The sequence below is a fragment of the Streptomyces sp. ISL-12 genome (genome assembly GCF_018614415.1).
Classification (GTDB): Bacteria; Actinomycetota; Actinomycetes; order Streptomycetales; family Streptomycetaceae; genus Streptomyces.
In genome coordinates, this window is the sequence record NZ_JAGGOO010000029.1 from 17,753 (window position 1) to 40,858 (window position 23,106).

Annotated in this window: 24 protein-coding genes and 1 riboswitch; of the genes, 17 read left to right on the forward strand and 7 right to left on the reverse strand. The window is 72.5% G+C overall.

From position 1 onward, the window contains the following. The first annotated feature begins 76 nt into the window (after positions 1 to 76). The 3 genes from J7I94_RS09285 to J7I94_RS09295 all read left to right on the forward strand — a co-directional run bounded on the left by J7I94_RS09285 (position 77) and on the right by J7I94_RS09295 (position 1,262). Entirely contained in the window at positions 77 to 406 is a 330-nt protein-coding gene (locus J7I94_RS09285; protein WP_215166494.1) for a DUF3618 domain-containing protein, read from the forward strand. A 24-nt stretch (positions 407 to 430) separates the two neighbouring features. After that, a complete protein-coding gene (locus J7I94_RS09290; protein ID WP_215166495.1) occupies positions 431 to 787 on the forward strand; it encodes a co-chaperone GroES in 357 nt (118 codons plus the stop codon). 58 nt (positions 788 to 845) lie between these two features. Beyond that, positions 846 to 911, forward strand: a riboswitch (guanidine-III (ykkC-III) riboswitch). 30 nt (positions 912 to 941) lie between these two features. After that, the gene (locus J7I94_RS09295) at positions 942 to 1,262 is read left to right on the forward strand and encodes a multidrug efflux SMR transporter (RefSeq protein WP_215166496.1); all 321 of its coding nucleotides are present in this window, start codon (positions 942 to 944) and stop codon (positions 1,260 to 1,262) included. 103 nt (positions 1,263 to 1,365) lie between these two features. Here J7I94_RS09295 and J7I94_RS09300 read toward each other — a convergent pair whose 3' ends face one another. Next, entirely contained in the window at positions 1,366 to 3,753 is a 2,388-nt protein-coding gene (locus tag J7I94_RS09300; RefSeq protein WP_215166497.1) for a transglycosylase domain-containing protein, read from the reverse strand. 239 nt (positions 3,754 to 3,992) lie between these two features. Here J7I94_RS09300 and J7I94_RS09305 point away from each other — a divergent pair, with 239 nt between their 5' ends. The 4 genes from J7I94_RS09305 (at position 3,993) to J7I94_RS09320 (ending at position 7,522) form a co-directional block, all read left to right on the forward strand. Next, positions 3,993 to 4,793: an ABC-2 family transporter protein gene (locus tag J7I94_RS09305; RefSeq protein ID WP_308114526.1), complete on the forward strand. Its 801-nt coding sequence runs from the start codon at positions 3,993 to 3,995 to the stop codon at positions 4,791 to 4,793. An 82-nt stretch (positions 4,794 to 4,875) separates the two neighbouring features. Further along, positions 4,876 to 5,652, forward strand: coding sequence for an ABC transporter permease (locus J7I94_RS09310; protein ID WP_215166542.1), 777 nt, complete (start codon positions 4,876 to 4,878; stop codon positions 5,650 to 5,652). Next, entirely contained in the window at positions 5,649 to 6,635 is a 987-nt protein-coding gene (locus J7I94_RS09315; protein ID WP_251074884.1) for an ATP-binding cassette domain-containing protein, read from the forward strand. Before J7I94_RS09310 ends, J7I94_RS09315 begins: the two co-directional genes overlap by 4 nt. 65 nt (positions 6,636 to 6,700) lie before the next feature. Then, entirely contained in the window at positions 6,701 to 7,522 is an 822-nt protein-coding gene (locus J7I94_RS09320; protein ID WP_215166500.1) for a DUF1707 domain-containing protein, read from the forward strand. A gap of 22 nt (positions 7,523 to 7,544) precedes the next feature. On the opposite strand, the gene J7I94_RS09325 is transcribed toward J7I94_RS09320, so the two are convergent. Next, the gene (locus J7I94_RS09325) at positions 7,545 to 8,963 is read right to left on the reverse strand and encodes an SGNH/GDSL hydrolase family protein (protein ID WP_215166501.1); all 1,419 of its coding nucleotides are present in this window, start codon (positions 8,961 to 8,963) and stop codon (positions 7,545 to 7,547) included. A 741-nt stretch (positions 8,964 to 9,704) separates the two neighbouring features. On the opposite strand from J7I94_RS09325, the gene J7I94_RS09330 reads away from it, so the two are divergent. Together J7I94_RS09330 and J7I94_RS09335 are read left to right on the forward strand one after the other, a co-directional pair. Then, a complete protein-coding gene (locus J7I94_RS09330) occupies positions 9,705 to 10,967 on the forward strand; it encodes a DUF445 domain-containing protein (protein ID WP_215166502.1) in 1,263 nt (420 codons plus the stop codon). A gap of 77 nt (positions 10,968 to 11,044) precedes the next feature. Further along, positions 11,045 to 12,589 carry an MFS transporter gene (locus J7I94_RS09335; protein WP_215166503.1) on the forward strand — a complete coding sequence of 515 codons (1,545 nt, stop codon included), beginning with the start codon at positions 11,045 to 11,047 and terminating at the stop codon, positions 12,587 to 12,589. An 85-nt stretch (positions 12,590 to 12,674) separates the two neighbouring features. Here J7I94_RS09335 and J7I94_RS09340 read toward each other — a convergent pair whose 3' ends face one another. Continuing rightward, a complete protein-coding gene (locus J7I94_RS09340; protein WP_215166504.1) occupies positions 12,675 to 12,980 on the reverse strand; it encodes a hypothetical protein in 306 nt (101 codons plus the stop codon). Between the two features lie 141 nt (positions 12,981 to 13,121). Between J7I94_RS09340 and J7I94_RS09345 the strand changes: the two genes are divergently transcribed. The 4 genes from J7I94_RS09345 (at position 13,122) to J7I94_RS09360 (ending at position 15,861) form a co-directional block, all read left to right on the forward strand. Beyond that, entirely contained in the window at positions 13,122 to 13,544 is a 423-nt protein-coding gene (locus tag J7I94_RS09345) for an Hsp20/alpha crystallin family protein (RefSeq protein ID WP_215166505.1), read from the forward strand. A gap of 99 nt (positions 13,545 to 13,643) precedes the next feature. Beyond that, on the forward strand, positions 13,644 to 14,141 hold the full coding sequence (locus tag J7I94_RS09350) for a DUF2267 domain-containing protein (protein WP_215166506.1): 498 nt from the start codon (positions 13,644 to 13,646) through the stop codon (positions 14,139 to 14,141). A 256-nt stretch (positions 14,142 to 14,397) separates the two neighbouring features. After that, a complete protein-coding gene (locus tag J7I94_RS09355) occupies positions 14,398 to 15,309 on the forward strand; it encodes an alpha/beta fold hydrolase (protein WP_251074885.1) in 912 nt (303 codons plus the stop codon). Between the two features lie 75 nt (positions 15,310 to 15,384). Continuing rightward, positions 15,385 to 15,861 (forward strand): carboxymuconolactone decarboxylase family protein, encoded by a 477-nt coding sequence (locus J7I94_RS09360; protein WP_215166507.1) that lies wholly within the window; start codon positions 15,385 to 15,387, stop codon positions 15,859 to 15,861. 90 nt (positions 15,862 to 15,951) lie between these two features. Here the strand turns inward: J7I94_RS09360 and J7I94_RS09365 are convergent, their stop codons facing one another. Continuing rightward, positions 15,952 to 17,658, reverse strand: coding sequence for a hypothetical protein (locus J7I94_RS09365; protein ID WP_215166508.1), 1,707 nt, complete (start codon positions 17,656 to 17,658; stop codon positions 15,952 to 15,954). Between the two features lie 187 nt (positions 17,659 to 17,845). Then, positions 17,846 to 18,790: an SDR family oxidoreductase gene (locus tag J7I94_RS09370; protein WP_215166509.1), complete on the reverse strand. Its 945-nt coding sequence runs from the start codon at positions 18,788 to 18,790 to the stop codon at positions 17,846 to 17,848. Positions 18,791 to 18,957: 167 nt separating this feature from the next. Here J7I94_RS09370 and J7I94_RS09375 point away from each other — a divergent pair, with 167 nt between their 5' ends. Beyond that, positions 18,958 to 19,803, forward strand: a complete 846-nt coding sequence (locus tag J7I94_RS09375; RefSeq protein WP_308114523.1) for a helix-turn-helix transcriptional regulator — start codon at positions 18,958 to 18,960, stop codon at positions 19,801 to 19,803. Between the two features lie 36 nt (positions 19,804 to 19,839). On the opposite strand, the gene J7I94_RS09380 is transcribed toward J7I94_RS09375, so the two are convergent. Next, positions 19,840 to 20,439 (reverse strand): TetR/AcrR family transcriptional regulator, encoded by a 600-nt coding sequence (locus J7I94_RS09380; protein WP_215166510.1) that lies wholly within the window; start codon positions 20,437 to 20,439, stop codon positions 19,840 to 19,842. Between the two features lie 113 nt (positions 20,440 to 20,552). On the opposite strand from J7I94_RS09380, the gene J7I94_RS09385 reads away from it, so the two are divergent. The 3 genes from J7I94_RS09385 to J7I94_RS09395 are packed head-to-tail and all read left to right on the forward strand — an operon-like array spanning position 20,553 to position 22,684. Then, positions 20,553 to 21,302 (forward strand): SDR family NAD(P)-dependent oxidoreductase, encoded by a 750-nt coding sequence (locus J7I94_RS09385; protein ID WP_215166511.1) that lies wholly within the window; start codon positions 20,553 to 20,555, stop codon positions 21,300 to 21,302. A gap of 20 nt (positions 21,303 to 21,322) precedes the next feature. Further along, entirely contained in the window at positions 21,323 to 22,078 is a 756-nt protein-coding gene (locus J7I94_RS09390; RefSeq protein ID WP_215166545.1) for an SDR family oxidoreductase, read from the forward strand. Between the two features lie 36 nt (positions 22,079 to 22,114). Then, a complete protein-coding gene (locus J7I94_RS09395; protein ID WP_306521951.1) occupies positions 22,115 to 22,684 on the forward strand; it encodes a hypothetical protein in 570 nt (189 codons plus the stop codon). Positions 22,685 to 22,844: 160 nt separating this feature from the next. Here J7I94_RS09395 and J7I94_RS39220 read toward each other — a convergent pair whose 3' ends face one another. Continuing rightward, the gene (locus J7I94_RS39220; protein WP_215166512.1) at positions 22,845 to 23,066 is read right to left on the reverse strand and encodes a DUF397 domain-containing protein; all 222 of its coding nucleotides are present in this window, start codon (positions 23,064 to 23,066) and stop codon (positions 22,845 to 22,847) included. Between the last annotated feature and the right edge of the window lie 40 nt (positions 23,067 to 23,106).

A 23,106-nucleotide genomic window follows, 5' to 3' on the forward strand; every position in this document is an offset into this window, starting at 1 on the left:
TGACAGTGCGGCGAGGCGCGGAGCTGACAGACTGTCCGGAACAGCACGACATCAGCATCACATCGGAGGCCGTACGGTGGCGGACACGTCGGACACGAGAACCCCGGCGCAGATCGAGGCGGACATCAAGCGCCGCCGCGAGGTGCTGGCCGAGACGCTCGACGAGATCGGGGTGCGGGTGCACCCGAAGACGATCATGGGTGACGCGAAGGCCAAGGTCGCGTCGAACATCGACCACACGCTCGGGCGGGCGTACGTCCAGGTCAACCGCGCCGTGAGCGAGGTGAAGGGCCGGTTCGTGAACGAGGACGGTTCGCCCCGGCTGGAGCGGATCGTGCCCGTGGCGCTCGTCGCCGTCGGGGTGGTGGGCCTGGTGGCCCTCGGGACCCGGCGGCGCGGGCGCTGAGGCGGAGCAGGTAGGTTCGGGGCCGTGAGCGTCAAGAGAAACGATCCCAGCACCCAGGACGACAAGCTGCCCATCCGCATGCTGCACGACCGGGTACTCGTGCGGCAGGACACCAGCGAGGGCGAGCGGCGTTCCGGGGGCGGCATCCTGATTCCCGCCACTGCGGCGGTCGGCAAGCGGCTGGCCTGGGCCGAGGTCGTCGCCGTCGGGCAGAACGTCCGGACGGTGGAGCCTGGGGACCGGGTGCTCTACGACCCCGAGGACCGGGCCGAGGTCGAGGTGCGGGGGGTCGGCTACGTGCTGATGCGCGAGCGGGACCTGCACGCCGTCGCGGCGGACCGGTTCGAGGGGTCGGAGGACTCCACCGGGCTGTATCTCTGACCGCGCGCCGAACACACGGAAAGGGCTGGTGACCGTGGTCACCAGCCCTTTCCCGTGTGCTTTGCTACCTTCGGAAGCCACCCGACGAGACGCGCCGTACCGGGTCACGCAAAGACGACGCACCACCGTTCAGTACGTTTTCGGAGGTGCCGTCATGGCCTGGGTTCTGTTGATCGTCGCCGGTCTGCTGGAGGTCGGCTGGTCGGTCGGGATGAAGTACACGGACGGCTTCACCCGTCTCGTCCCGTCCCTGTTCACCGGCGCCGGGATCGTCGCCAGCATGCTGCTGCTGTCCTACGCGGCCCGGTCGCTGCCGATCGGTACGGCCTACGGCGTGTGGGTCGGGATCGGGGCGGCCGGTGCGGCGGTGCTCGGCATGGTCGTGCTGGGTGAGCCGGTGACCGCCGCCCGGATCTTCTTCGTCTGTCTGCTGCTGGTGGCCGTCGTGGGGCTGAAGGCGACCTCCGGGCACTGACCTCACTGGCTCCCCGGCCTCACTGGCTCCCCGGCCTCACTGGCTCCCTGACCTCACTGGCTCCCTGACTCACTGGCCTCACTGGCTCCCTGACTCACTGGCCTCATTGACCGGTGGTGTCGGAGCTGTCGGGGAACGGCCAGTCCGAGTCGTCGTCGCCCCCGGTGCCGTCGTCCGTGCCCTCGCCGCTGCCGGGCGGCGCGTCGTCGCCGGTCCCGGTGTCGCCGCCGGTGCCGTCGTCCCCGCCGGGGTCGGTGCCGGTGCCGGCCGTCTCGCCGCCGGTGCTGTCGTCGCCGGGGGTGGTGCCGGTGTCGCCGGTGCCGGGCGGGGTGACCTGCTGGGTGGCACCGGGGGTCCGGCCGCTGCTCCGCGACGCGTCCGGGCTCGCCTCGTCGTCGCCGTCGGGCCCGCCGGTGCCGGTGGAGGAGGCCGACGGGCCGGTGGAGGGGGCCTCGCTCTCGGAGGCGCCGCGCTGCAGGCGCAGGTCGAAGCTGCCGACCGGTTCGCCCTCCAGGGCCTGGCGGGTGTACTGGCCCCAGATCTCCGCGGGGGCGCCGCCGCCGTTGATGCGGGCGAGGCCGGTGGCGCCGTAGAGCGGCTTGTGGGCGGCGGTCTCCGGGTCCTGGCCCATGACGGCGACGACGGTGGCCAGTTCCGGGGTGTACCCGGCGAACCAGGCGGCGGTGTCCTCCTCGGCGGTGCCGGTCTTGCCGGCGGCGGGGCGGCCCGCGGCCTGGGCGGCGGTGGCGGTGCCCTTCTGGACGACGCTGCGCAGCACGGAGGTGGTGGTGTCGGCGGCCTCGCGGCTGATGACCTGCCGTTCCTTGCGCTCGGGGAGCTTCAGTTCCTGGTCGCCGTCCTTCACGACCTTCACGACCAGGGTGTACGTGCCGTGCTTGCCGTGGTTGGCGAGGGTGGCGTAGGCCTCGGCCATGTCCAGGACGCTGGCCTGGGCGACGCCGAGCGCGATGGAGGGGCTCTCGACCAGGTCGGGGGTGGCCTGCGGCAGTCCGAGGTCGACGGCGGTCTCCTTGACCTTGTCGGAGCCGACGTCGACGGCCATCTGCGCGTAGACGGCGTTGACCGACTTGTCGGTGGCCTCGCGGACGGTGATCTGCCCGTAGGAGGTCTGGTCCTCGTTCTCGGGGGCGTAGTGGCCGCCGTCCCAGCCCTGGACGGCGCGCTTGTTGGTGCCGTCGTAGACGGTGTTGGGGGTGATGCGGCGGCCGTCCTGGGTCACGGAGGAGTTCTGGACGGCGGAGGCGAGGACGAACGGCTTGAAGGTGGAGCCGACCTGGAAGTCGCGGCGGGTGGCGTTGGGTGTGTACTGCTTGACGTAGTCGATGCCGTTGTACATCGCCACGACCTTGCCGGTCTTCGGGTCGACGGAGGCGCCACCGGCCCGGACGTACGTGTCGACCTCGCGGTTCTCCTTGTCGAGCTGGGACATCAGCTTGTCGTCGACGGCCTCGACGAAGGCGTCCTGCTTGTCCTTCTCCAGGGTGGTGGTGATGCGGTAGCCGCCGCGGTCGAGGTCTTCCTCGCCGACGATGCCGTGCTCGACGAGGTAGTCCTTGACGATGCCGACGACGTAGCCGCGCTGTCCGGACATGCCGGTGGAGGTGGTCGTCTCCTTCGGCATCGGGAACGTCAGCTCCGCGCGTTCGGCGGCGTCGAGCCAGCCCTGGTCGACCATGCCGTCCAGGACGTAGTTCCAGCGGGCGGTCGCGGCGCCCTTGTTCTCGGGGTGGGCGACGACGTCGTACTGGCTGGGGGCGTTCAGCAGCGAGGCGAGGTAGGCGCCCTGGGCGGCGGTGAGGTCGGTGGCGTCGGTGCCGTAGTAGGCCTGGGCGGCGGCCTGGATGCCGTAGGCGCCGCGGCCGAAGAAGCTGGTGTTGAGGTAGCCCTCCAGGATGTCGTTCTTGCTCTTCTCCCGGTCGAGCTTGATGGAGATGAAGAACTCCTTGGCCTTGCGGGTGACCGTCTGTTCCTGGGCGAGGTAGTAGTTCTTCACGTACTGCTGGGTGATGGTGGAGCCGGACTGCTTGCCCTTGCCGGTGACGGTGTTCCAGCCGGCCCGGATCATGGCCTGGGGGTCGATCGCGGACTCGGTGTAGAAGTCGCGGTCCTCGGCGGCGAGGACGGCGTGCTGGGCGTCCTTCGAGATGGCGTCCAGGCCGACGTTCTCCCGGTTGACCTCGCCGTCGCGGGCGAGGACGGTGCCGTCGGCGTAGAGGTAGACGTTGCTCTGCTGGGTCGCCAGGGCGTTGGCGGAGGGGATCTTGACCAGCGAGTAGCCGAGGAAGAAGCCGCCGACCAGCAGCACGGCGGCGATCAGCACGGTGCCGAGCGTCAGGCGCCAGGTGGGGACGATCCGGCGCCAGCCGGTGCGCTCCGGGCGCTTCGGCTTGCCGCCCGAGGGGGCGGTGGTGTCCTGGCTGCGGGCGGACCGGCCCGGGGCCGGCTGTTTCGGCTGCGGCTCGTCGCTCATGGTGTGCGTATGGCTCCTGGGGTGCAGTGCGTGCGGTGCGTGCGGTGCGCCGTACGTGGGGTCCGTACGGCTTCGGCGTGATGCGCGCGCAGAGGGGACTCCTGTGACCCCTGTGAACAAGACTGTCGCATCCGTCGTTCAGTTCCCTCCGCACCGGCCTGCGGAAAACCCGTGGCATGCCTCCTTCGGCCGGTACTAGGCTCCTGCGCTTCGGTGCCGGGAGGAGGTCGGAGGTGGGCGTGGGCGCGTGGCGGGTGTACGCGGCGGTCGTCGCGGGCGGGTTCCGCCGGTACGCGACGTACCGGGCGGCCACCGCGGCCGGGGTGTTCACCAACACGGTGTTCGGGCTGATCCTGGTCTACACGTACCTGGCGCTGTGGGACGAGCGGCCGTCGCTGGGCGGGTACGACCAGGCGCAGGCGGTCACCTTCGTGTGGGTGGGGCAGGCGCTGCTGGCGGCGCTGGCGCTCGGGGGCGGCGGCGTGGAGGGCGAGCTGACCGAGCGCATCCGTTCGGGTGACATCGCCATCGATCTGTACCGGCCGGTCGACTTCCAGCTGTGGTGGCTGGCGGCGGACCTGGGCCGGTGCCTGTTCCAGCTGGCGGGGCGCGGGGTGGTGCCGTTCGCGTTCGGGGCGCTGTTCTTCCCGGCCCACCTGCCGTCGGACGCGGGGACGTGGGCGGCGTTCCTGGTGGCGGTGGTGCTGGGGACGCTGGTGAGCTACGGCATCCGGTTCCTGGTGGCGCTGTCGGCGTTCTGGCTGCTGGACGGTACGGGGGTGCAGCAGACGGCGTGGATCGCCGGGTTCTTCTGCTCGGGGATGCTGCTGCCGCTGAACGTGTTCCCGGGGGCGCTCGGCGAGGTGGTGCGGCTGCTGCCGTGGTCGGCGCTGTTGCAGGCGCCGGCGGACGTGCTGCTGGGGGAGGCCGATCCGTGGGGCACGTTCGCCTTCCAGGCGGGCTGGGCGGTGGCGCTGGCGGCGGCCGGGCGGCTGGTGTGGTCGGCGGCCACGCGCAGGGTGGTGGTGCAGGGTGGGTGACGGCAGGTGGCACGACCGGGGCGGCGCCGGCGGGCCGCTGCCGGACGAGGGCCGCGGGGTCGGCGGGCCGCGCGCCTACGGGATGATCGCCGCGATGTGGATCAGGTCGACGATGGCCTACCGGGTGTCGTTCCTGATCACCACGGCGGCGAGTTTCGTGACCAGCGGGCTGGACTTCGTCGCGGTGCTGCTGATGTTCTCCCGGGTGGACGCGCTGGGCGGCTGGTCGCTGCCCGAGGTCGCGTTCCTGTACGGGCTGTCCGCTGTCGCCTTCGGGCTGGCGGACCTGGCGATCGGGTCGATGGAGCGGCTGGGCCGGCGGGTCCGGGACGGCACGCTGGACCTGCTGCTGGTGCGTCCGGCGCCGGTGCTGGCGCAGGTGGCGGCGGACCGGTTCGCCCTGCGCCGGGTGGGCCGGGTGATCCAGGGGGCGCTGGTGCTGGGCTTCGCGGTGTCCGCGCTGGACGTGGCGTGGACGCCGGCGAAGGTGGTGCTGATGCCGGTGATGGTGGCCGCCGGAGGGGCGATCTTCTGCGCGGTGTTCGTGGCGGGGGCGGCGTTCCAGTTCCTGGCGCAGGACGCCTCCGAGGTGCAGAACGCGTTCACCTACGGGGGGACGACGCTGTTGCAGTACCCGCCGGCGTTGTTCGCGCAGGAGCTGGTGCGCGGGGTGACGTTCGTGCTGCCGCTGGCCTTCGTGAACTGGGTGCCGGCGTCGTATGTGCTGGGGCGGCCGTATCCGCTGGGGCTGCCGGGCTGGACGGCGTTCGCGTCGCCGCTGGTGGCGGCGGGCTGCTGTGCGCTGGCGGGGCTGGCGTGGCGGGCGGGGCTGCGTTCCTACCGGAGTACGGGGAGTTGACGGTGACGGCATCGGCGGGCGACCGCTTCATCCATCTCGACGGCGTGGAGAAGGTCTTCGACGTACGCAGGAGGACCGGGTTCCTGCGCCGGGAGCGGCGTCGGGTGCGGGCGGTGGACGGGCTGTCGTTCACCGTGGCGCGCGGCGAGATGGTGGGCTACATCGGGCCGAACGGCGCCGGGAAGTCGACCACGATCAAGATGCTCACCGGCATCCTGACGCCCAGCGGCGGCACGCTCCGGGTGGCCGGCATCGACCCGTCCCGGGAGCGCACCCGCCTGGCCCGCCGTATCGGCGTCGTCTTCGGGCAGCGCACGACGCTGTGGTGGGACCTGCCGCTGATCGACTCCTACCGGCTGGCGCACCGCATGTACCGCATCCCTGACGCCCGCTACCGCGCCAACCTCGACCGCTGCGTCGAACTCCTCGGACTGGGCGCCCTGCTGGACGTGCCGGTCCGCCAGCTGTCGCTGGGCCAGCGGATGCGCGGCGACATCGCGGCGGCCCTGCTGCACGACCCGGAGGTCCTCTACCTCGACGAGCCGACCATCGGCCTGGACGTGGTCTCCAAGGCCAAGGTGCGCGGCTTCCTGCGCGAGCTGAACGCCGAGCGCGGCACCACGGTGCTGCTGACCACGCACGACCTGACCGACATCGAGCAGCTCTGCTCCCGGGTGATGGTGATCGACCACGGCCGGCTGATGTACGACGGTCCGCTGGCCGGGCTGCACGAGGCGGGGGAGAGCGAACGGACCCTGGTGGTGGACCTGGCGCGCGAGCTGCCCCCGATCGAGGTGCCCGCGCCCGCGCGGGTGGTACGGGTGGAGGGGCCCCGGCAGTGGCTGGCCTTCCCGGCGTCGGCGTCGGCGGCCGAGCTGGTGGCGCGGGTCGCCGCCGCCTATCCGCTGGTCGACCTGTCGGTGCGGGAGCCCGACATCGAGGCGGTGATCGCCCGGATGTACGCGGAGCGGGCGAGCGCGTGAGCGGGTGCGCGGGGGCGGCACGTTGGGCATAGTGCCGGGCGCGGTGAACTCGTAGGCTGCTGTACATGACCGACGACGCCCCGGACCTCCGGGCATCCGACGCCGACCGTGAGCGAGTCGCCGAGGTCCTGCGGGACGCCCTCGCGGAGGGGCGGCTGGACATGGCGGAGTTCGAGGAGCGGCTGGACGCCACGTACGCGGCCCGCACCTACGGTGAGCTGGCCCCGATCACCAAGGACCTGCCGGGCGGTACGGCGGCGCCGGCGCCGAAGGTGTCGATGACCAAGGAACCGGCCGGGGCGGGGAGCTGGGCGGGGCGGATCACCGGCGGGGAGGCGACCTCGACGTGGGCCGTCGCCGTGATGTCCGGCTTCCAGCGCAAGGGGCGCTGGCGGGTGCCGAAGCGGTTCAACTCCTTCGCGTTCTGGGGCGGTGGGGAGATCGACCTGCGCGAGGCGGACTTCGCGGACCGCGAGGTCGTGATCAACTGCGTGGCGGTGATGGGCGGGATGAACGTGGTCGTGCCGCCCGGCGTCGAGGTGATCGTCCGCGGCATCGGCGTCATGGGCGGCTTCGACCACCGTGAGGAGGGCGTGCCGGGCGACCCGGGCGCCCCGCGAGTGATCGTCACCGGCTTCGCCTTCTGGGGCGGGGTCGGCGTGGAGCGCAAGCCGACCCGGGCGGAGCGGCAGCGGCTGAAGGAGGAGCGGCGCCAGGAGCGGCTGGAGCGCAAGGAGGCGAGGAGGGAGCTGAACGCCTCGTTGCGCGACGACGTGCTGGACGCCCACCGGCGGATGCTGGACGCCCACCGGGACCACCGCGACCAGCACCGGGAGCGCCGCCCGCGCCGGGGGACTGAGCAGGGGGGACTGAGCAGGGGGGACTGAGCCGGGCCGGGGCCCGGTGTCCTCACAGCTGGGCCGGTGCCGCCCCCTCCAGGTCGTCCAGGTCGAGGGCCTCGGCCATCCGCTCGTACCCCCGGTCGCTGGGGTGGAGGTTGTCGCCGCAGTCGTAGTCGGGGCGCAGCCGGCGCGGGTCGTACGGGTCGCGCAGCGCCTTGTCGAAGTCGGCGACCGCGTCGAACACCTCGCCGGCGCGGATCGCGGCGTTGATGTCCTGCCGTACCCCCTCGCGGACGTCGCTGTAGCCGCGGTGGCCGCCGAACGGCATCAGGGTCGCGCCGATCACCTTCAGCCCGCGGGCGTGGGCCCGCTCGACCAGGGCGCGCAGGCCGTCGAGGATGAGGTCCGGGTCGGTGACGCCGGGGTCGCGCAGGATGTCGTTGACGCCGAGGTCGATCACGACGACCCGGACGCCCGTCCGGCCCAGTACGTCCCGGTCGAACCGGTCCAGCGCGCTCGGGTTGTCCGGCGGGGTGCCCACGCCGCCGGTCAGTACGCGGTTGCCGCTGATGCCCTGGTTGACGACGCTGTAGCGCGGCACGTCCCGCCCCTCCTCGGCCGCCGTGCGCAGCCGCGCGGCCAGCACGTCGGTCCACCGCCGGTTGGCGTCGGGGGTGGAGGTGGCGCCGTCGGTGATGGAGTCGCCGATCGCCACGACGGTGCCCTCGGCCTCGTTGCTGAGCAGGTCGAGGGCGCTCAGGTAGCGCCAGTACGGGGTCGGGGTGTAGCCGGTGCCGGTGGTGTCCTCGGCGCGGTCGCCGGGGGCCAGGTAGCTGGTCTGCCGGGCCTGCGAGTGGTAGGTGACCGGACCGGACGGGGTGGGGGAGTAGGTGGTGACCAGGACGTCGGCGCCGTAGGGGACGGTGAGCCGTACGGCGTCGCTCATCACCTGGTCGCCGGCCGGGATGACGACCCGGGTGGCGCCGTCGAAGGTCAGCCGCCGCATGGTGCCGTCGGCCGCGGCGGCGGTGCCGGCGCCGTCGGCCAGGGCGAGGGAGGCGTGGCTGATGGTCAGCGGGGTGACGCCGTAGAGGTTGGACAGGGTGACGCGGGCGCTGGTGCCGCCGACGGCCGTGTGCACGACGTTGCGCACCGAGCGGCCGGCCAGCCCGGTGGCCCGGGTGCCCGGTTCGGCGCCGGAGGGGGAGGCGGACCAGGCGCCGACCCAGGCGCCGGTGGAGGCGGGCGCGGCGGCGCCGGGCGGGGCGTGGCCCGCGGCGCGCGAGGCGCGGTTCCCGGTGGCGTCGTCGGCCGCGACCCCGACGTATATGGCGACGGCCAGGGCGAGTATCGACGCGAGGACGGCGGCGAGCAGGGCGCGCTGCTGGGCGGGGCGCCGGGTGGGCTGGGCGGAGGGTGCTGGGGGTACCGGGGGTACCGGGGGCAGCGGGGGCGTGTCCGGGCCCCCGTCATGACCGCGGGTCATGTGGTGCTGTTCTCCTCGGGAGAGGGGAGCCCGGGGCTCCGGTCCGACGATCCCATGATGCGGCATGGGGTCGGGGGCGCGGACGGGGCCCCGCCGCCGTCCCCCTCCGGACAGACGCCGGGAACTTGTGTTCCGTTCCGGGAGTCGGTCAGGAAGGGACAATGTGTGAGGGATCACCGAACGGGTGGAGCGGAGCGGATGGAACGGACGAACACGGGACGGCCGGAGGGCGCGGACGAGGGCGACGGCGAGGGCGAGGGCACGGCCGAGGGCCGGCCCGCCCGCCCCGACGCTCCGGCGAACGGCGCGACGAGAGCCGACCGCGCGCCGGCACCCGATCGCGCGCCGGCACCCGATCGCGCGGGGGAACCTGACCCCGCCACGGCGCCCGACCCCGCCACGGCGCCCGACCCCGCCACGGCGCCGGACCCCGCCACGCCGCCGAACGGCGCGACGACGCCCGATCGCGCGGGGGAACCTGACCCCGCCACGGCGCCTGACCCCGCCACGGCGCCCGACCCCGCCACGCCGCCGAACCGAGCCACGCCGCCGAACGGCGCGACGACGCCCGGTCGCGCCACGGCACCCGACCGAGCCACGGCACCCGATCGCGCGGGGGAACCCGACCCCGCCACGGCGCCCGACCCCGCCACGCCGCCGAACGGCGCGACGACGCCCGGTCGCGCCACGGAGCCCGATCGCGCCCCGACACCCGACCGTGTCCCGACACCCGGCCGCGCCATGACGACGTTCAGCCCCGCCGACGAGGAGAAGCGGCGCGGCGTGCGCCGCATGAAGCTCACCGCCACCGGCCTGCTGCTGTTCGTCGCCCTGGTCTACGTCCTCGCCGAATGGGCCTCCCACCACGGCGCCGGCGCCTGGGCCGGCTATGTCTCCGCCGCCGCCGAGGCCGGCATGGTCGGCGCGCTGGCCGACTGGTTCGCGGTGACCGCCCTCTTCCGCCACCCCCTCGGCCTGCCCATCCCGCACACCGCGATCATCCCGAAGAAGAAGGACCAGCTCGGCGTCTCCCTCGGGGAGTTCGTCGGCGAGAACTTCCTCTCCGAGGACGTCGTACGGCAGCGGCTGCGCGCCGTCGGCATCGGCTCCCGGCTCGGCGCCTGGCTCGCCGTCCCCGAGCACGCCGACCGGGTCACCGCCGAGCTGTCCGCCGCGCTGCGCGGCGCCCTGACCGTGCTGCGCGACTCCGACGTCCAGGCGGTGGTCGGCGAGGCCATCACCCGCCGGGCCGACGCCCAGGAGATCGCGCCCGGCATCGGCAAGATGCTGGACCGGGTCGTCGCCGACGGCGGCCACCGCAGGGCCGTCGACCTGATCGTCACCCGCGCCCACGACTGGCTGGTCCTGCACGGCGACTCGGTGATGGACGCCGTACAGGGCGGGGCGCCCGGCTGGACGCCCCGGTTCGTCGACAAGCGGGTCGGCGAGCGCGTCTACAAGGAGCTGCTGCGTTTCGTCACCGAGATGCGCGACATGCCCGCCCACCCGGCGCGCGGCGCCCTGGACCGCTTCCTCACCGACTTCGCCGCCGACCTCCAGTCCGACACCGAGACCCGGGCCCGGGTGGAGCGGCTGAAGACGGACGTACTGGGCCGCGGCGAGGTCCAGGACCTGATCGCGTCCGCCTGGACGGCCGTACGATCCATGATCGTTTCGGCGGCCGAGGACGAGCGCAGCGAACTGCGCCTCAGGGTCCGTGCCTCGCTGCTGTCGCTGGGCGCCCGGATGGCCTCCGACACCAAGGTCCAGGGCAAGGTCGACCAGTGGGTGGAGGGCGCCGCCGTCTACGTCGTGACCACCTACCGCCGGGAGATCACCTCCCTGATCACCGACACGGTCGCGAGCTGGGACGCCGAGCACACCACCAAGAAGATCGAGGCCAACATCGGCCGCGACCTCCAGTTCATCCGCATCAACGGCACGGTGGTCGGCTCGCTCGCCGGGCTGCTGATCTACACGGTCTCGCGCATGCTGGGGGCGTGACCTCCCGGCGTGACTCCCCGGCGTGACTTCGAAGGACCAGGGCACAAGGGAGGCGTCGCTCGACGGAGAGGGAGCCCATGACAGCAGATTCGTCGCCGGCCCCGGTGCCCGCCTCCACCGGAACCGTCACCACGGCCGTCCCGGCCCGCCTGGACCGGCTGCCCTGGTCCCGCTGGCACTGGATGATCGTGATCGGCCTCGGCACCGTCTGGATCCTGGACGGCCTGGAGGTCACGATCGTCGGCAACGTGGCCGGCCGGATCGCCGAGGAAGGCAGCGGCCTGGACATCAGCGCCGCGCAGATCACCGGCATGGCCGCCGCCCTGTACGTGGCGGGCGCCTGCTCCGGCGCCCTGTTCTTCGGCTGGCTGACCGACCGCTACGGCCGCAAGAAGCTCTTCATGGCGACCCTGGTGGTCTACCTGGCGGCGACCGCGCTGACCGCGCTGTCCTTCGAGACCTGGTGGTTCTTCCTCTTCCGGTTCCTCACCGGGTTCGGCATCGGCGGCGAGTACGCGGCCATCAACTCCGCGATCGACGAGCTGATCCCCTCCCAGTACCGGGGCCGGGTCGACCTCATCATCAACGGCAGCTACTGGCTCGGCGCGATCGGCGGCTCCCTGCTGTCCATCGTCATGCTGGACACCGCGATCTTCCCCAAGGACCTCGGCTGGCGGCTGAGCTTCGCCCTCGGCGTCGTCCTGGGCCTGGTCATCCTGCTGGTACGGCGGCACGTACCGGAGAGCCCGCGCTGGCAGTTCATCCACGGGTACGGCGAGCAGGCCGACGGCCTGGTGACCTCCGTCGAGAAGGAGATCGAGCGGGAGAAGGGCGAGAAGCTGCCGCCCCCGGCCGGCGAGATCACCATCCACCAGCGCAAGAGCATCGGCTTCGGCCTGATCGCCAGGACGGTCTTCGGCAAGTACCCGCGCCGCGCGGTCCTCGGCCTCTCCCTCTTCATCGGCCAGGCGTTCCTCTACAACGCCATCACCTTCGGCTTCGGCACCATCCTCATCACCTTCTTCGACGTGCCGACCGGCCGGACCGGCTACTACTTCGCCGTCATCGCCGCGGGCAACTTCCTCGGCCCGCTGCTGCTGGGCAAGCTCTTCGACACGGTCGGCCGGCGGATCATGATCTCGTCGACGTACCTGCTGTCGGGCGTGCTCCTCTTCGGCACCGCCTGGCTCTTCGACCGGGGCTCGCTGACGGCGACGACGATGACGGCCTGCTGGTGCGTCGTCCTGTTCTTCGCCTCGGCCGGGGCGTCCAGCGCCTACCTGACCGTCTCCGAGGTCTTCCCGATGGAGACCCGCGCGATGGCCATCGCCTTCTTCTACGCCCTCGGCACCGCCGCCGGCGGCATCAGCGGCCCGATCCTCTTCGCCGACCTCACCGAGTCCGGCGTCGTCGGCGACACGGTGCTCGCCTTCCAGATCGGCGCCGGGCTGATGTGCGCGGCGGGCATCGTGGCCGCGTTCCTCGCGGTGAAGGCGGAACGGCGCTCCCTGGAGGACATCGCGGAGCCGCTGTCGGTGGCGGGGGCACGGACAGCGGCCGGGACGCCGGGGACACCCGGGTCGCCGGGGTCGCCTGGGGCGTCCGGAGCGGCGGCGGTGTAGGGCGTACGTGGGTCACGCGGGTGTGCGTACGCAGGTGTGTGGCGTACGCGGGGAAGGACGTGCGCGGGAAGCGCGGGGGCGAGGCTCAGCCCCGCCGGTCGGCCACCGCCCAGGACGCCAGCGCGACCGCGCCCGCGACGCCGCACACCGACGGCCAGGCGCCGACCTTCTTGGCCAGCGGGTGCGACCCGGCGAACGCCGCGACGTACGCGGCGCCGAGCGCCCCCGCCGCCTTGCCGCCCGCCCGCTGCCGCCACTGCGCCGCAGCGACCGTCCCGGCGGCGGCGAGCACGACGCCCCCGAGCTGACGCTTCTTGGTCCAGCGGGCGACGCCGTACCCGCCGACGAGTCCGCCGGCGGCGACCAGAGCACTGGGAATCCTTGGAGTCATGCCCCGAGGCTAACCCTCACCAGCGACAACCTGCGACAATCCCCATACCTGAGCCCAGGCTTGTCAACTTTCCTCCCGCGAGCTATATAAGAAGACGTACCGAGGGCATCGCACAGACCCTGTGGAGAGGAGAGAACTGTGATGCTCATGCGCACGGACCCGTTCCGCGAACTGGACCGGCTCACCCAGCAGGTCTTCAACACCACCGCCCGCCCGTCGGCGATGCCGATGGACGCCTACCGGTCCGGTGACGACTTCATCGTCCACTTCGACCTCCCCGGCATCGACCCCGAGTCGATCGAGCTGGACGTCGAACGCAACGTCCTCAACGTCCGCGCCGAGCGCAGGTCCCCCGCCCCCGAGGGCGCCGAGACCGTCGTCGCCGAGCGGCCCACCGGCACCTTCACCCGTCAGCTGTTCCTCGGCGAGACCCTCGACACGGAGCGCATCGACGCCTCGTACGACGCGGGCGTCCTCACCCTGCGCATCCCGGTCGCCGAGCAGGCCAAGCCGCGCCGCATCCAGATCACAGGCGGCGGCGACCGCAAGCAGATCAGCGGCTGACGACTCACGCGGCGTCCTGCGGGCATCCGATTCCTGGCGGCCCCGCGGGACGCCCCTCGCCGACCCCGCACCCGCCCGAAACGGAGGAGAAGCCCCCACATGACCGTGACGACGATGCCGAGCACGACCCCGGCCCCGGCCCCGGCCCCGGCCCCGACGGCCTCGACCCCGGCGGTGACCGTACCCCCGTCGTCCCGCCCCGCCTGGGCCGACCTGGTCGAGGAGGTACGCGAGGCCGGCCGCTACCCGACCCGGCCGGAGGCGGAACGCGTCACCCGCATCGTCCTCTCCGCCCTCGGCGGCCACGTCGTCGGCGACGAACGGGTCGACCTGGCCCGGGCCCTGCCGGAGGAGGCCGCCAGAGTGGTCGCCTCGCAGATCCCGGCCACCCGCCCGCTGACCGCCGCCGAGTTCGTCGACTCGGTCGCCGCGCGCATCGAGGGCGCGACCCCGGCCACCGCCCGCTGGGACGTCAGCTCCGTGCTCAGCGTCCTGCCGCCCCTGATCGGCGACGACCTGACCACCCGCATCCTGGACCGCCTCCCGCCCGGTTACGCCCTCCTCTTCGGCCGAGCGGACCTGACCCCTGCCGCCTGAACCGCCTCCCCGGGAAACCGGCCACCGTTCACCCTCCGCACACCGCGGGGCCGACGGTGGCCGCCGCCCGGCGCCGACGCGCCCCCCACCACCCGCCCGCGCGCTGCCACAGCCCCGCCGAACCACCCGTACGAGTGAACAAACTGGTGCACAGCGCATCCCTTGATCGTTGAACCTTCGGCGCGTCCATGTACCAGGACGTACGACGACGTACGAGGACGTACGACGACGCCGTGTACGACGACGAGGAGGCGGCATGCCCGCGCAGGAGACCGACATGAACGCGAACAGGGAAGGGCAGTGGGACCGGGGAGAGGGAGAGCGCCGCACGGCCGTGGTCGACGGCGCCCGCGTCGCCTACTGGCAGGCCGGCCCGCCCGATGCCGAACCGATCCTCCTCCTGCACGGCTACCCCGCCAACCACCGCTGCTGGCGCCACCAGATCCCGCCCCTGGCCCGCACCCACCGGGTCATCGCCCCCGACCTCCTCGGCTGGGGCGCCTCCGACCACCCCTTCCACCTGTCCTTCGACTACGTCACGGAGGTCGCCCGCGTGGGCCGCCTCCTGGACGCCCTCGGCATCGACTCCGTCAACCTCTTCGGTCACGACTACGGCGGCTTCCTCGCCCTCGGGTTCACCCAGGCCCACCCCTCCCGGGTCCGCCGCCTGGCCCTTCTCAACAGCCGCGCCCACTCCTCCTTCACCACCCCCTGGTACACCGTCTTCACCCTCCTCACGCTGGCCGGCCGCGTCCCCGCCCTGCGCTCCGTCGCCCGCCACCTCCCCTTCGCGGCCCTCCACCGCCTCGCCCTCACCCCCCTCCGGCGCGCCGGTCACCTGGACGAGGCGACGCTCGCCACCTACACCGACTGGATGCGCACCGCCGAGGGCCGCCGCCGGCTCCTGCACTTCTTCGCCGACTACCGCACGGCCACCCGCCCCGGGCTGCGCCGCCGCCTCGGCGAGATCACCTGCCCGACCGCGATCGTCTGGGGCCGCGAGGACACCTACCTCAGCCCCGCCATCGCCACCGAACTCGCCGCCCGCATCCCCCGGGCCGACCTCACGATGCTGCACGGCACCGGCCACTGGCTTCTGGACGAACGCCCCGGAGAGACGACGGCGGCCCTGAACCGCCTCCTCGCCCGAGCGACCCGGGAAAAGTGACACGGCCTGTCACACTCCCCGCGTCCCCTCCGTCATGTAGGTGTACCGACCGATGACACCGACCCGGAGGAACCCATGAACGCCGCCCGACTCGACCTGTTCGCCAACCCGGTCTCCAGGAAGCTCTTCGGCCACCTCAACGGGGCGGGCAAGGTCCTGACGGACTCGTCCCTCCCGCACACCACCCAGGAGCTGGTGAAGATCCGCGCCAGCCAGATCAACGGCTGCGGCTTCTGCACCGACATGCACACCAAGGACGCCACGGCGGCCGGCGAGACCCCGACCCGCCTCAACCTGATCGCCGCCTGGCGCGAGGCCACGGTCTTCACCGACGCCGAGCGCGCCGCCCTGGCCCTCACCGAGGAGGGCACCCGCCTCGCCGACTCGCCCACCGGCGTCAGCGACGAGACGTGGGCCGCGGCGGCCAAGCACTACGACGAGGACCAGCTCGCCGCCCTGATCTCCCTGATCGCGGTCATCAACGCCTACAACCGCGTCAACGTGATCGTCCGTCAGCCGGCCGGGAGCTACGAGCCCGGCATGTTCGGCTGAGGCGGCCGGTCGTCCACGACGCCTCGGGGGCGGCTCTCCTGATCGACGGGAGAGCCGCCCCCGAGGACGGCACGCGACGACCCTTCCGGGTCACCCGGAGGCCAGCTGCTCGGTGATCTCCTTGATCCAGTTGGCCTTCTGGTCCGGGTCGTTCAGGCTGTTCTCCCACGCCTCATCGGTCAGCTTGTGGTCGCCCGGACCGCACTTGAGCACCTTGAGGAGGTCCCGGGCGTCCTTCTGCGTCTTGGCGGCCGGGCCGGCGTTCTCGGGGAGGGTGGGACCCGCCGCCAGACGGTAGATGTCGCGCGCCTTGGCCTGGCGTGGGCCGTTCTCCACCTTCCGCCAGAACGCGAGGGCGTGCTTCCACGCCTCCTTCTCGGACGCGGCCTCCGGGAACTGCCCGTCCTCGTCCCGCTCCCCGTGCAGTTCGGGGTGGCGCTTCTCGTTGTAACGCCCCCTGACCGCCTTGACCCCCTTGTAACCGGCGAGGAGGAGCAGGAGACCACCGCCGCCCGCGGCGAGACCCCAGCCGACCGGGGTGCTCGCCAGCGCCCCCGCCGCGACGGCCACCCCCACGGCGCCGGCCGCGGCCTTGGTGGTCTCGCCCACGCCGCTGACCGATTCCTTGGCGATCCGGTACCCCGTTTTCTTGCGCGCGTACTTCTGCGCCGAGGACAGCGTCTCGACGTCCACGCTGGCCGCCTCGGCGCTCTCCAGTGCCAAGGCGGCCTCACGGGCGCGTTCCATTTCGAGTTTGAGCGCTTCGAAGTCCGCGAAGTACTCGGCGAAGTCCGCGGCGAAGTCCTCCTCGTGAGGTTCGGGACCGGTCCGCTCGGCCACCACCTTGGCGTTCGCCGCGGCCACCCTCTCCTTGGACACCCGCACGGCCTCCCGCAGCTCGGCCAGTGACGCCTCGTGGACGGTACGGGGATCTCCGAGCGCTTTCAGATCCTTGTACCTGCGGATGGCCCTCGTGACGCGCCGCGTCGAGCGGGCGCCCTTCGCCGTGCCGACGACCGCGCTGAGGGAACCGCTCGCCTCGGCGGACATCGCGGCGTTCGCCGCCTCCCTGAGCTTGTCCGCCTCCCTGGCGATGGCCGCGGCGTAGCTGCCCGAGTTGACGGTGGCGATGGCCGCGTCGGTCCCCTTGACCTTGGCCTTCTTCATCGCCGTGTGGTACTTGGCCCCCTTCCCGGCCTTCTTGGCGTCCTCAAGGGCCAGTGCGGCGTCCAAGGTGCTGAGGCCGGCGTTGCCGAGCTCCGCGGCGAGGTTCTCCGACCCGGCGGAGACACCCGAGGCGGCGGAGCCGTGCGCGGCGGTGGCGTCGCCCGCGGCGGTGGCCGTCTGGCTGACGCCCGCGTTGGTGGGGGTCTGCACGCCCTTGACCCAGGCGTCGAGTTGCTCGGCGTACTTCTTGTACCTGTCGACGAGAGGCTTCGCCCAGTCGCGCTTCCGCTTCTTCTTCTTGTCGGCCGCGCCACCGGTCCCGGCCGTCTGGGTTGCCGACGCCGCCGCCGGTGTCTCCGACGCCGCCGCCGGTGTCTCCGACGCCGCCGCCGGTGTCTCCGGCACCGGTGTCTCGGTCTCCGCCGGGGGCGCCTCCAGCGTCGAACTCCGGACGCGCTGCACCGCCGCCGTCGCGGCCCGGTTGCCGGCGCTGGACTGCATCTGCAACAGGGCGCGCTGCACCGGATTCCCGGAAGAACCCCCGTTCCGCTCCTGCTCCTGGCGCTGCCGGACCGCCGTCACGATGGCCGAGGACTGCCGTGTCGGGACACGATGGACCGGAGTGCTCATGGACATACCTCTCCTGTGCCGGACCGGGCGTGGCCGCGAAGGTAACCAGGTTCGGCTAACAGAAGCGGTGCGGTGGGGAAACTCTTCGCGGCTGCCGCGAGGCGTGTCGGCGCGGCCACTTTCCGTGCAGCGCCTTCTGGCCTGCCGTAACCTGCGCTCGTCGGCGGCCAGTTGCCCTCACCTGGCCTCAACTGCCGGGATACGTGACGTCCGTGAGCTCCTCGGAGACCCGCCACACCCGCCGCGCCTCCTCCGTGCCGCGCAGCCGCGAGTAGAGCTTCTGCTCCCCGGGCGCGCCGCCCAGGTGCCCCGGTCCCCGTGGCCCGTAGAACCCGCCCCGCTCGGCGTCGGGGGAGGTGGCGGCGTAGAGGGCGGGGAGCTGGGCGGTGCGGACCGTGCCGACGACGATGCCGCGGGCGGACAGCACCCGGATCAGCCGTACGCCCATCGTGTCCTTGGCGCGTCCGACCTCGGGGCGGGCGGCGAGCAGGCTGGTCGGGGCGACGCCGGGGTGGGAGAGGTTGCTGGTGATGCCCCAGCCGTGGGCCTGGCTGCGCCGGTCGAGTTCGAGGGCGAAGAGCCCGAACGCGATCTTCGACTGGCTGTACGCCTTCATGCCGTCGTAGGACCGTTCCCAGTTCAGATCGTCCCAGTTGATGGCGCCCTGGTTGGCCGCGACGCTGACCTGCGAGGTCACGCGTGCCTGGCCCGCGCGCAGCAGCGGCAGCAGGTGGGCGACCAGGGCGAAGTGGCCGAGGTGGTTGGTGCCGAACTGCAGCTCGAACCCGTCGGCGGTCGTCTGCCGGTCGGGCGGGGTCATGACGCCGGCGTTGTTGACGAGGAGGTGGACCGGCCGGCCCTCCTCCCGCAGCGTCTCGCCGAGGGCAGCGACGGAGGCGAGCGAGGACAGATCCAGCTCGCGCAGCGACACCTCCGCGTGCGGGACCGTACGCCGGATCGCGGCGAGCGCGGCCTCGCCCTTGCGCGGGTTGCGCACGGGCAGGACCACCTCGGCCCCGGCCGCCGCGAGCCGCGTCGCGATGCCGAGCCCGATGCCGTCGCTGGCTCCGGTGACGACGGCGCGCCTGCCGGACAGGTCGGGGACGGTGATGTCGATGGGGGTGCGTGGCATGGGCCCACTCCTGGCGCTCGGGTACGTCATCGAGCCTGGGACCGGCGCCGTGGCCGCGGCAACCGGTGAGAGGGGGATCGACGATCCGTGGCTGCCGGGACGCGCGGGCGATAGAAAGGGGACCGGAAGGACGAAGGACGTACGTATGGCGATGGAGGGAGGCACGCGTGGCGGCGATCGACCGGACCGGACTGGCGGAGTTCCTGCGGCGTCGCCGGGAGGCGCTGCAACCCGAGGACGTCGGCCTGCCCCGCGGCCGGCGCCGCCGGACGAGCGGGCTGCGCCGGGAGGAGGTCGCCGCGCTCTGCCACATGTCGACGGACTACTACGCGCGCCTCGAACGCGAGCGCGGCCCCCACCCCTCCGAGCAGATGATCGCCTCCATCGCGCAGGGCCTGCACCTCTCCCTCGACGAGCGCGACCACCTCTTCCGCCTCGCCGGACACACCCCGCCCCCGAGGGGCGCGGCCGGCGAGCACATCGCCCCCGGCCTCCTCCGCATCCTCGACCGCCTCCAGGACACCCCGGCCGAGATCGTCACCGAGCTGGGCGAGACGTTGCGGCAGACCCCGCTCGGCATCGCGCTCACCGGTGACCAGACCGTCCACAGCGGCCCGGCCCGCAGCCTCGGCTACCGCTGGTTCACCGACCCCGCCACGCGACAGCTGTACGCCCCCGAGGAGCACGCCTTCCTCACCCGCATGTTCGTCTCGGGCCTGCGCGGGGTGGTCACGCTCCGGGGCCCCGGCTCCCGCGCGGCCCACTACGCCGACCTGCTGCTGGCGCGGAGCGAGGAGTTCCGTCGGGTCTGGGACGACCACGAGGTCGGCATCCGTCCCAGGGAGGTCAAACACTTCGTTCACCCCGAGGTCGGACCCCTGGAACTGACCTGCCAGACCCTCCTCGACCCGGACCAGTCGCACTTCCTGCTCGTCTACACCGCCGTCCCCGGCAGCGAGAGCCACGAGAAGCTCCGCCTGCTGTCCGTCATCGGGGCCCAGGCACTGAGCTGAGCCCGGACGCCCGGGGCGGGGCGCCGCCGGACCGGGTCAGGCGCGCAGCGCGTCGACCGCGGTGTCGATCGCGGCCAGCGCGGCGGCCCGGTCGAGACCGGCCCTCGATACGAGCGACAGGCCCTGGACGACGTAGAGCAGGAGCTGCGCCTGGGCCTCGGGGCGGGCGCTGTCGGTGACCTCCCCGGCGGCCTGCGCGCGGCGCAGCGCTTCGGTGACGAGGTCGGTGAACCGGCGGTACGAGCGGCTGACGAGGTCCGTGGCTTCCTCGTCGGCGGGTACGAGTTCGGCGGTGGCGTTGCCGACCAGGCAGCCCTGCGGCACGCCCGCCTCGGAGACCAGCTCGTCCAGGCGTGCCGGGTGGGTCAGGATCTCGCGCAGCGCCGGCAGCAGCGGGGTGGTGTCGAGCGCGGCGGTCAGGTGCCGCTCGTACACGTCCCAGTAGAGCCGGACGGCGTCGAGGTAGAAGCGGCGCTTGTCGCCGAACGCCCCGTAGAGGCTGCCGCGTTCGACGCCCAGCGCGTCGACCAGGTCCTGGATCGATGTCGCCCCGTAGCCACGGGACCAGAACAGCTCCAGCGCGCGCGTCAGCGTCTGGTCCTTGTCGAACTCGCGGGGTCGTCCGGTGCGTGCCACGGTCCGACCCTACGACTTCTTGACGATGCGTTCAAGAAGTCGTAGCTTCCCTTCCGTACTTCTTGAACGGCTGCACAGAAGTTGCCGTCCCCGGCCGGCACGAAGGGCGACGCATGGAATTCGCAGGGAAGACAGCACTCATCACCGGCTCCGGCGCGATCGGCGGACTCGGGCACGCGACGGCCGTGATCCTGGCCTCGGCGGGCGCCGACCTGATCCTCACCGGCACCGACCCGCAGCGCGGCGCCCAGGTCGTGGCGGACCTGCGCGCCACCGCCGGCGAGTCCACCGGAACCGTGCGTTTCGTCGCGGCCGACCTCTCCGACCCGGCGGCCGTGCGGCGACTGGCCGAGGAGGCCGGGACCGTCGACATCCTGGTCAACAACGCGAGCCTCATGACGTTCGCCCCGACCACGGAGCAGGACCTCGCCGCCTACGACGCCGCCTTCGAGGTCAATGTGCGCGCGCCGTTCCTGCTCACCGCCCTGCTGGCGCCGAAGATGGCCGCGGCCGGCGGCGGCAGCGTCGTCAACGTCAGCTCCACCGCGGCCGGCCTCGGCATGCCGGGCATGGCCGTCTACGGCGCCACCAAGGCGGCGGTCGAGTCGCTGACCCGCACCTGGGCGGCGGAGTTCGCCGCGTCGAACGTACGGGTCAACGCCGTCGCCCCGGGCCCGATGCGCACCTCGAAGGTGGTCGCGGCGATGGGCCCGGACCTGGGCGGCATGGGCCTGACCACGGCGCTCAAGCGCACCTCCGACCCGGCCGAAGTGGCCCAGGTGATCGCCTTCCTCGCGAGCGACCGGGCCGGCTACATGACCGGCGCGACCGTCGCCGCCGACGGCGGCCGGACCGCGATATGAGCAGGGAGGACACCAACCCCATGGGCCGCCTAGCGGGCAAGCACGCACTGATCACCGGAGGGACGAGCGGCATCGGCCTGGAGACGGCCCGCGAGTTCCTCGCCGAGGGAGCCTCCGTCGCGATCACCGGCCGCTCACGGGAGCGGCTGGACGAGGCCGCCCGGCAGCTGAAGGACCGGGGCCCGCTGCTGACCTTCGTCAGCGACGCCGGCGACGTACCGGGCCAAGAGGTCCTCGCCGCACGGCTGCGCGAGGAGTGGCCGAAGCTCGACATCCTGATGAGCAACGCCGCCGACCTCACCCACCTCCCGTTCGAGGCATGGACCGAGGAGGCGTTCGACCGGCTCCTGGCCACCAACCTCAAAGCCCCCTTCTTCCTCATCAAATCCCTGCTGCCGCTCTTCTCGCCGCGGTCCTCGGTGATCCTCGTCGGTTCGGTCTCGGCCTTCGTCGGCCACGAGAACGCGACGGTCTACGGCGCGGCCAAGGCCGGCCTGCTGTCCTACGCCCGCGGACTGACCTACGAACTGAAGGACCGGGGCGTCCGCGTCAACGGCCTGAGCCCGGGCCCGACCGTCACCAACGCGTTCGCGCCCCTCGGCCCCGAACGCCAGGCCGCCCTCTACGAGGAACTCCGCCGCACCGTCCCCCTCCACCGCCTCGGCACCACCACCGAGCTGGCGAAGGCGGCCGTCTACCTCGCCTCCGACGAGTCCGCCTACACCGCGGGCACGGTGCTGCGCGTCGACGGCGGCGTGGGGGAACTCGCGTACTAGGACGGGGGCCGGCCCGCGTGGGGGTGTGAGTAGCCGATGACTCCGACGACTCCGACGACTCCACCCGCCACGCCCGTCGAGGGAGAGGAGACGGCGAACGCACTGGAGCTGGTTCACGCGCCCACGCTGCTGGTGACCGTCCCGGCCGGCCTGCACGAACGGGGCCGGCTGTCAGTCCCCCCTGCTTGGATGTGGCCCACGGCACGACGGCACTCCGCGGAGGACATTGCGATGGGCACCTGGGGCAGCGGGAACTTCGAGAGCGACACGGCGCTGGACCACCTGTCCCTCGTCATCGACCGGCTCGTCTCGGACGTCACCGGCGCCATGACCGGCGACCCGGTCGCCATCGAACCCGACGAGTACTGGGGCGTCGCCGTACCGTGCAACCTCGAACTCCTCCACACCCTCGCCGAAGCGGGCCACACCACCGGCCTGCCGGCCCCCGAGGTCATCGCGGCCTGGAAGCAGACCTTCCTGACCGTCTGGGAACGCACCATCGACGACCTGGGGCCTTCCCCGGCCTACAAGGAGGAGCGGCGGGCGGTGTTGAACCGTACGTTCGACCAACTGGCTGCCGTCGCGCGACAGGAGACGGCCGACTGACGGGCACTGGTGGAGGCCCGGGGCCTGATGATGTGGGCTTCCGTCGCACGCGGCGTATCCGGCCCGACTTCGTGTTCAACGGCAAGGCGTGGCCCAGGGCCAGGACGTGCAGAACATCCCCGACGGAACGCCCGACCCTCTACGCCGTACCGCGCCGCGCTCAGCGACCCTCGGGCCATTCCCGGCGCACCGCGTCCACGAAAGAGAGCCAGACCGGTGCCCGCACGCCCGTGATGAGCGCGTCCCCGACCTTCGTGTCGCGCAGCAGCACGCGGTCACCGACGCGGGCACACTCCACGCATTCGCCTCCCGCGCCATTGCTGTACGACGACCTGATCCACGAGCCGGGCGCCACGGCGCCGACGAGAGACCTGCTGCTCACCGCGCGTACTCCTTCACGACGCTCCTTCGCCCACTCGCTC

Bases quoted from the DNA above. Each gene is read 5' to 3' on its own strand.
- J7I94_RS09295 (WP_215166496.1), top strand. From the start codon at position 942: ATGGCCTGGGTTCTGTTGATCGTCGCCGGTCTGCTGGAGGTCGGCTGG.
- J7I94_RS09300 (WP_215166497.1), bottom strand. From the start codon at position 3,753: ATGAGCGACGAGCCGCAGCCGAAACAGCCGGCCCCGGGCCGGTCCGCC.
- J7I94_RS09310 (WP_215166542.1), top strand. From the start codon at position 4,876: ATGATCGCCGCGATGTGGATCAGGTCGACGATGGCCTACCGGGTGTCG.
- J7I94_RS09320 (WP_215166500.1), top strand. From the start codon at position 6,701: ATGACCGACGACGCCCCGGACCTCCGGGCATCCGACGCCGACCGTGAG.
- J7I94_RS09325 (WP_215166501.1), bottom strand. From the start codon at position 8,963: ATGACCCGCGGTCATGACGGGGGCCCGGACACGCCCCCGCTGCCCCCG.
- J7I94_RS09330 (WP_215166502.1), top strand. From the start codon at position 9,705: ATGACGACGTTCAGCCCCGCCGACGAGGAGAAGCGGCGCGGCGTGCGC.
- J7I94_RS09335 (WP_215166503.1), top strand. From the start codon at position 11,045: ATGACAGCAGATTCGTCGCCGGCCCCGGTGCCCGCCTCCACCGGAACC.
- J7I94_RS09340 (WP_215166504.1), bottom strand. From the start codon at position 12,980: ATGACTCCAAGGATTCCCAGTGCTCTGGTCGCCGCCGGCGGACTCGTC.
- J7I94_RS09345 (WP_215166505.1), top strand. From the start codon at position 13,122: ATGCTCATGCGCACGGACCCGTTCCGCGAACTGGACCGGCTCACCCAG.
- J7I94_RS09350 (WP_215166506.1), top strand. From the start codon at position 13,644: ATGACCGTGACGACGATGCCGAGCACGACCCCGGCCCCGGCCCCGGCC.
- J7I94_RS09355 (WP_251074885.1), top strand. From the start codon at position 14,398: ATGCCCGCGCAGGAGACCGACATGAACGCGAACAGGGAAGGGCAGTGG.
- J7I94_RS09360 (WP_215166507.1), top strand. From the start codon at position 15,385: ATGAACGCCGCCCGACTCGACCTGTTCGCCAACCCGGTCTCCAGGAAG.
- J7I94_RS09365 (WP_215166508.1), bottom strand. From the start codon at position 17,658: ATGAGCACTCCGGTCCATCGTGTCCCGACACGGCAGTCCTCGGCCATC.
- J7I94_RS09370 (WP_215166509.1), bottom strand. From the start codon at position 18,790: ATGCCACGCACCCCCATCGACATCACCGTCCCCGACCTGTCCGGCAGG.
- J7I94_RS09385 (WP_215166511.1), top strand. From the start codon at position 20,553: ATGGAATTCGCAGGGAAGACAGCACTCATCACCGGCTCCGGCGCGATC.
- J7I94_RS09390 (WP_215166545.1), top strand. From the start codon at position 21,323: ATGGGCCGCCTAGCGGGCAAGCACGCACTGATCACCGGAGGGACGAGC.
- J7I94_RS09395 (WP_306521951.1), top strand. From the start codon at position 22,115: ATGACTCCGACGACTCCGACGACTCCACCCGCCACGCCCGTCGAGGGA.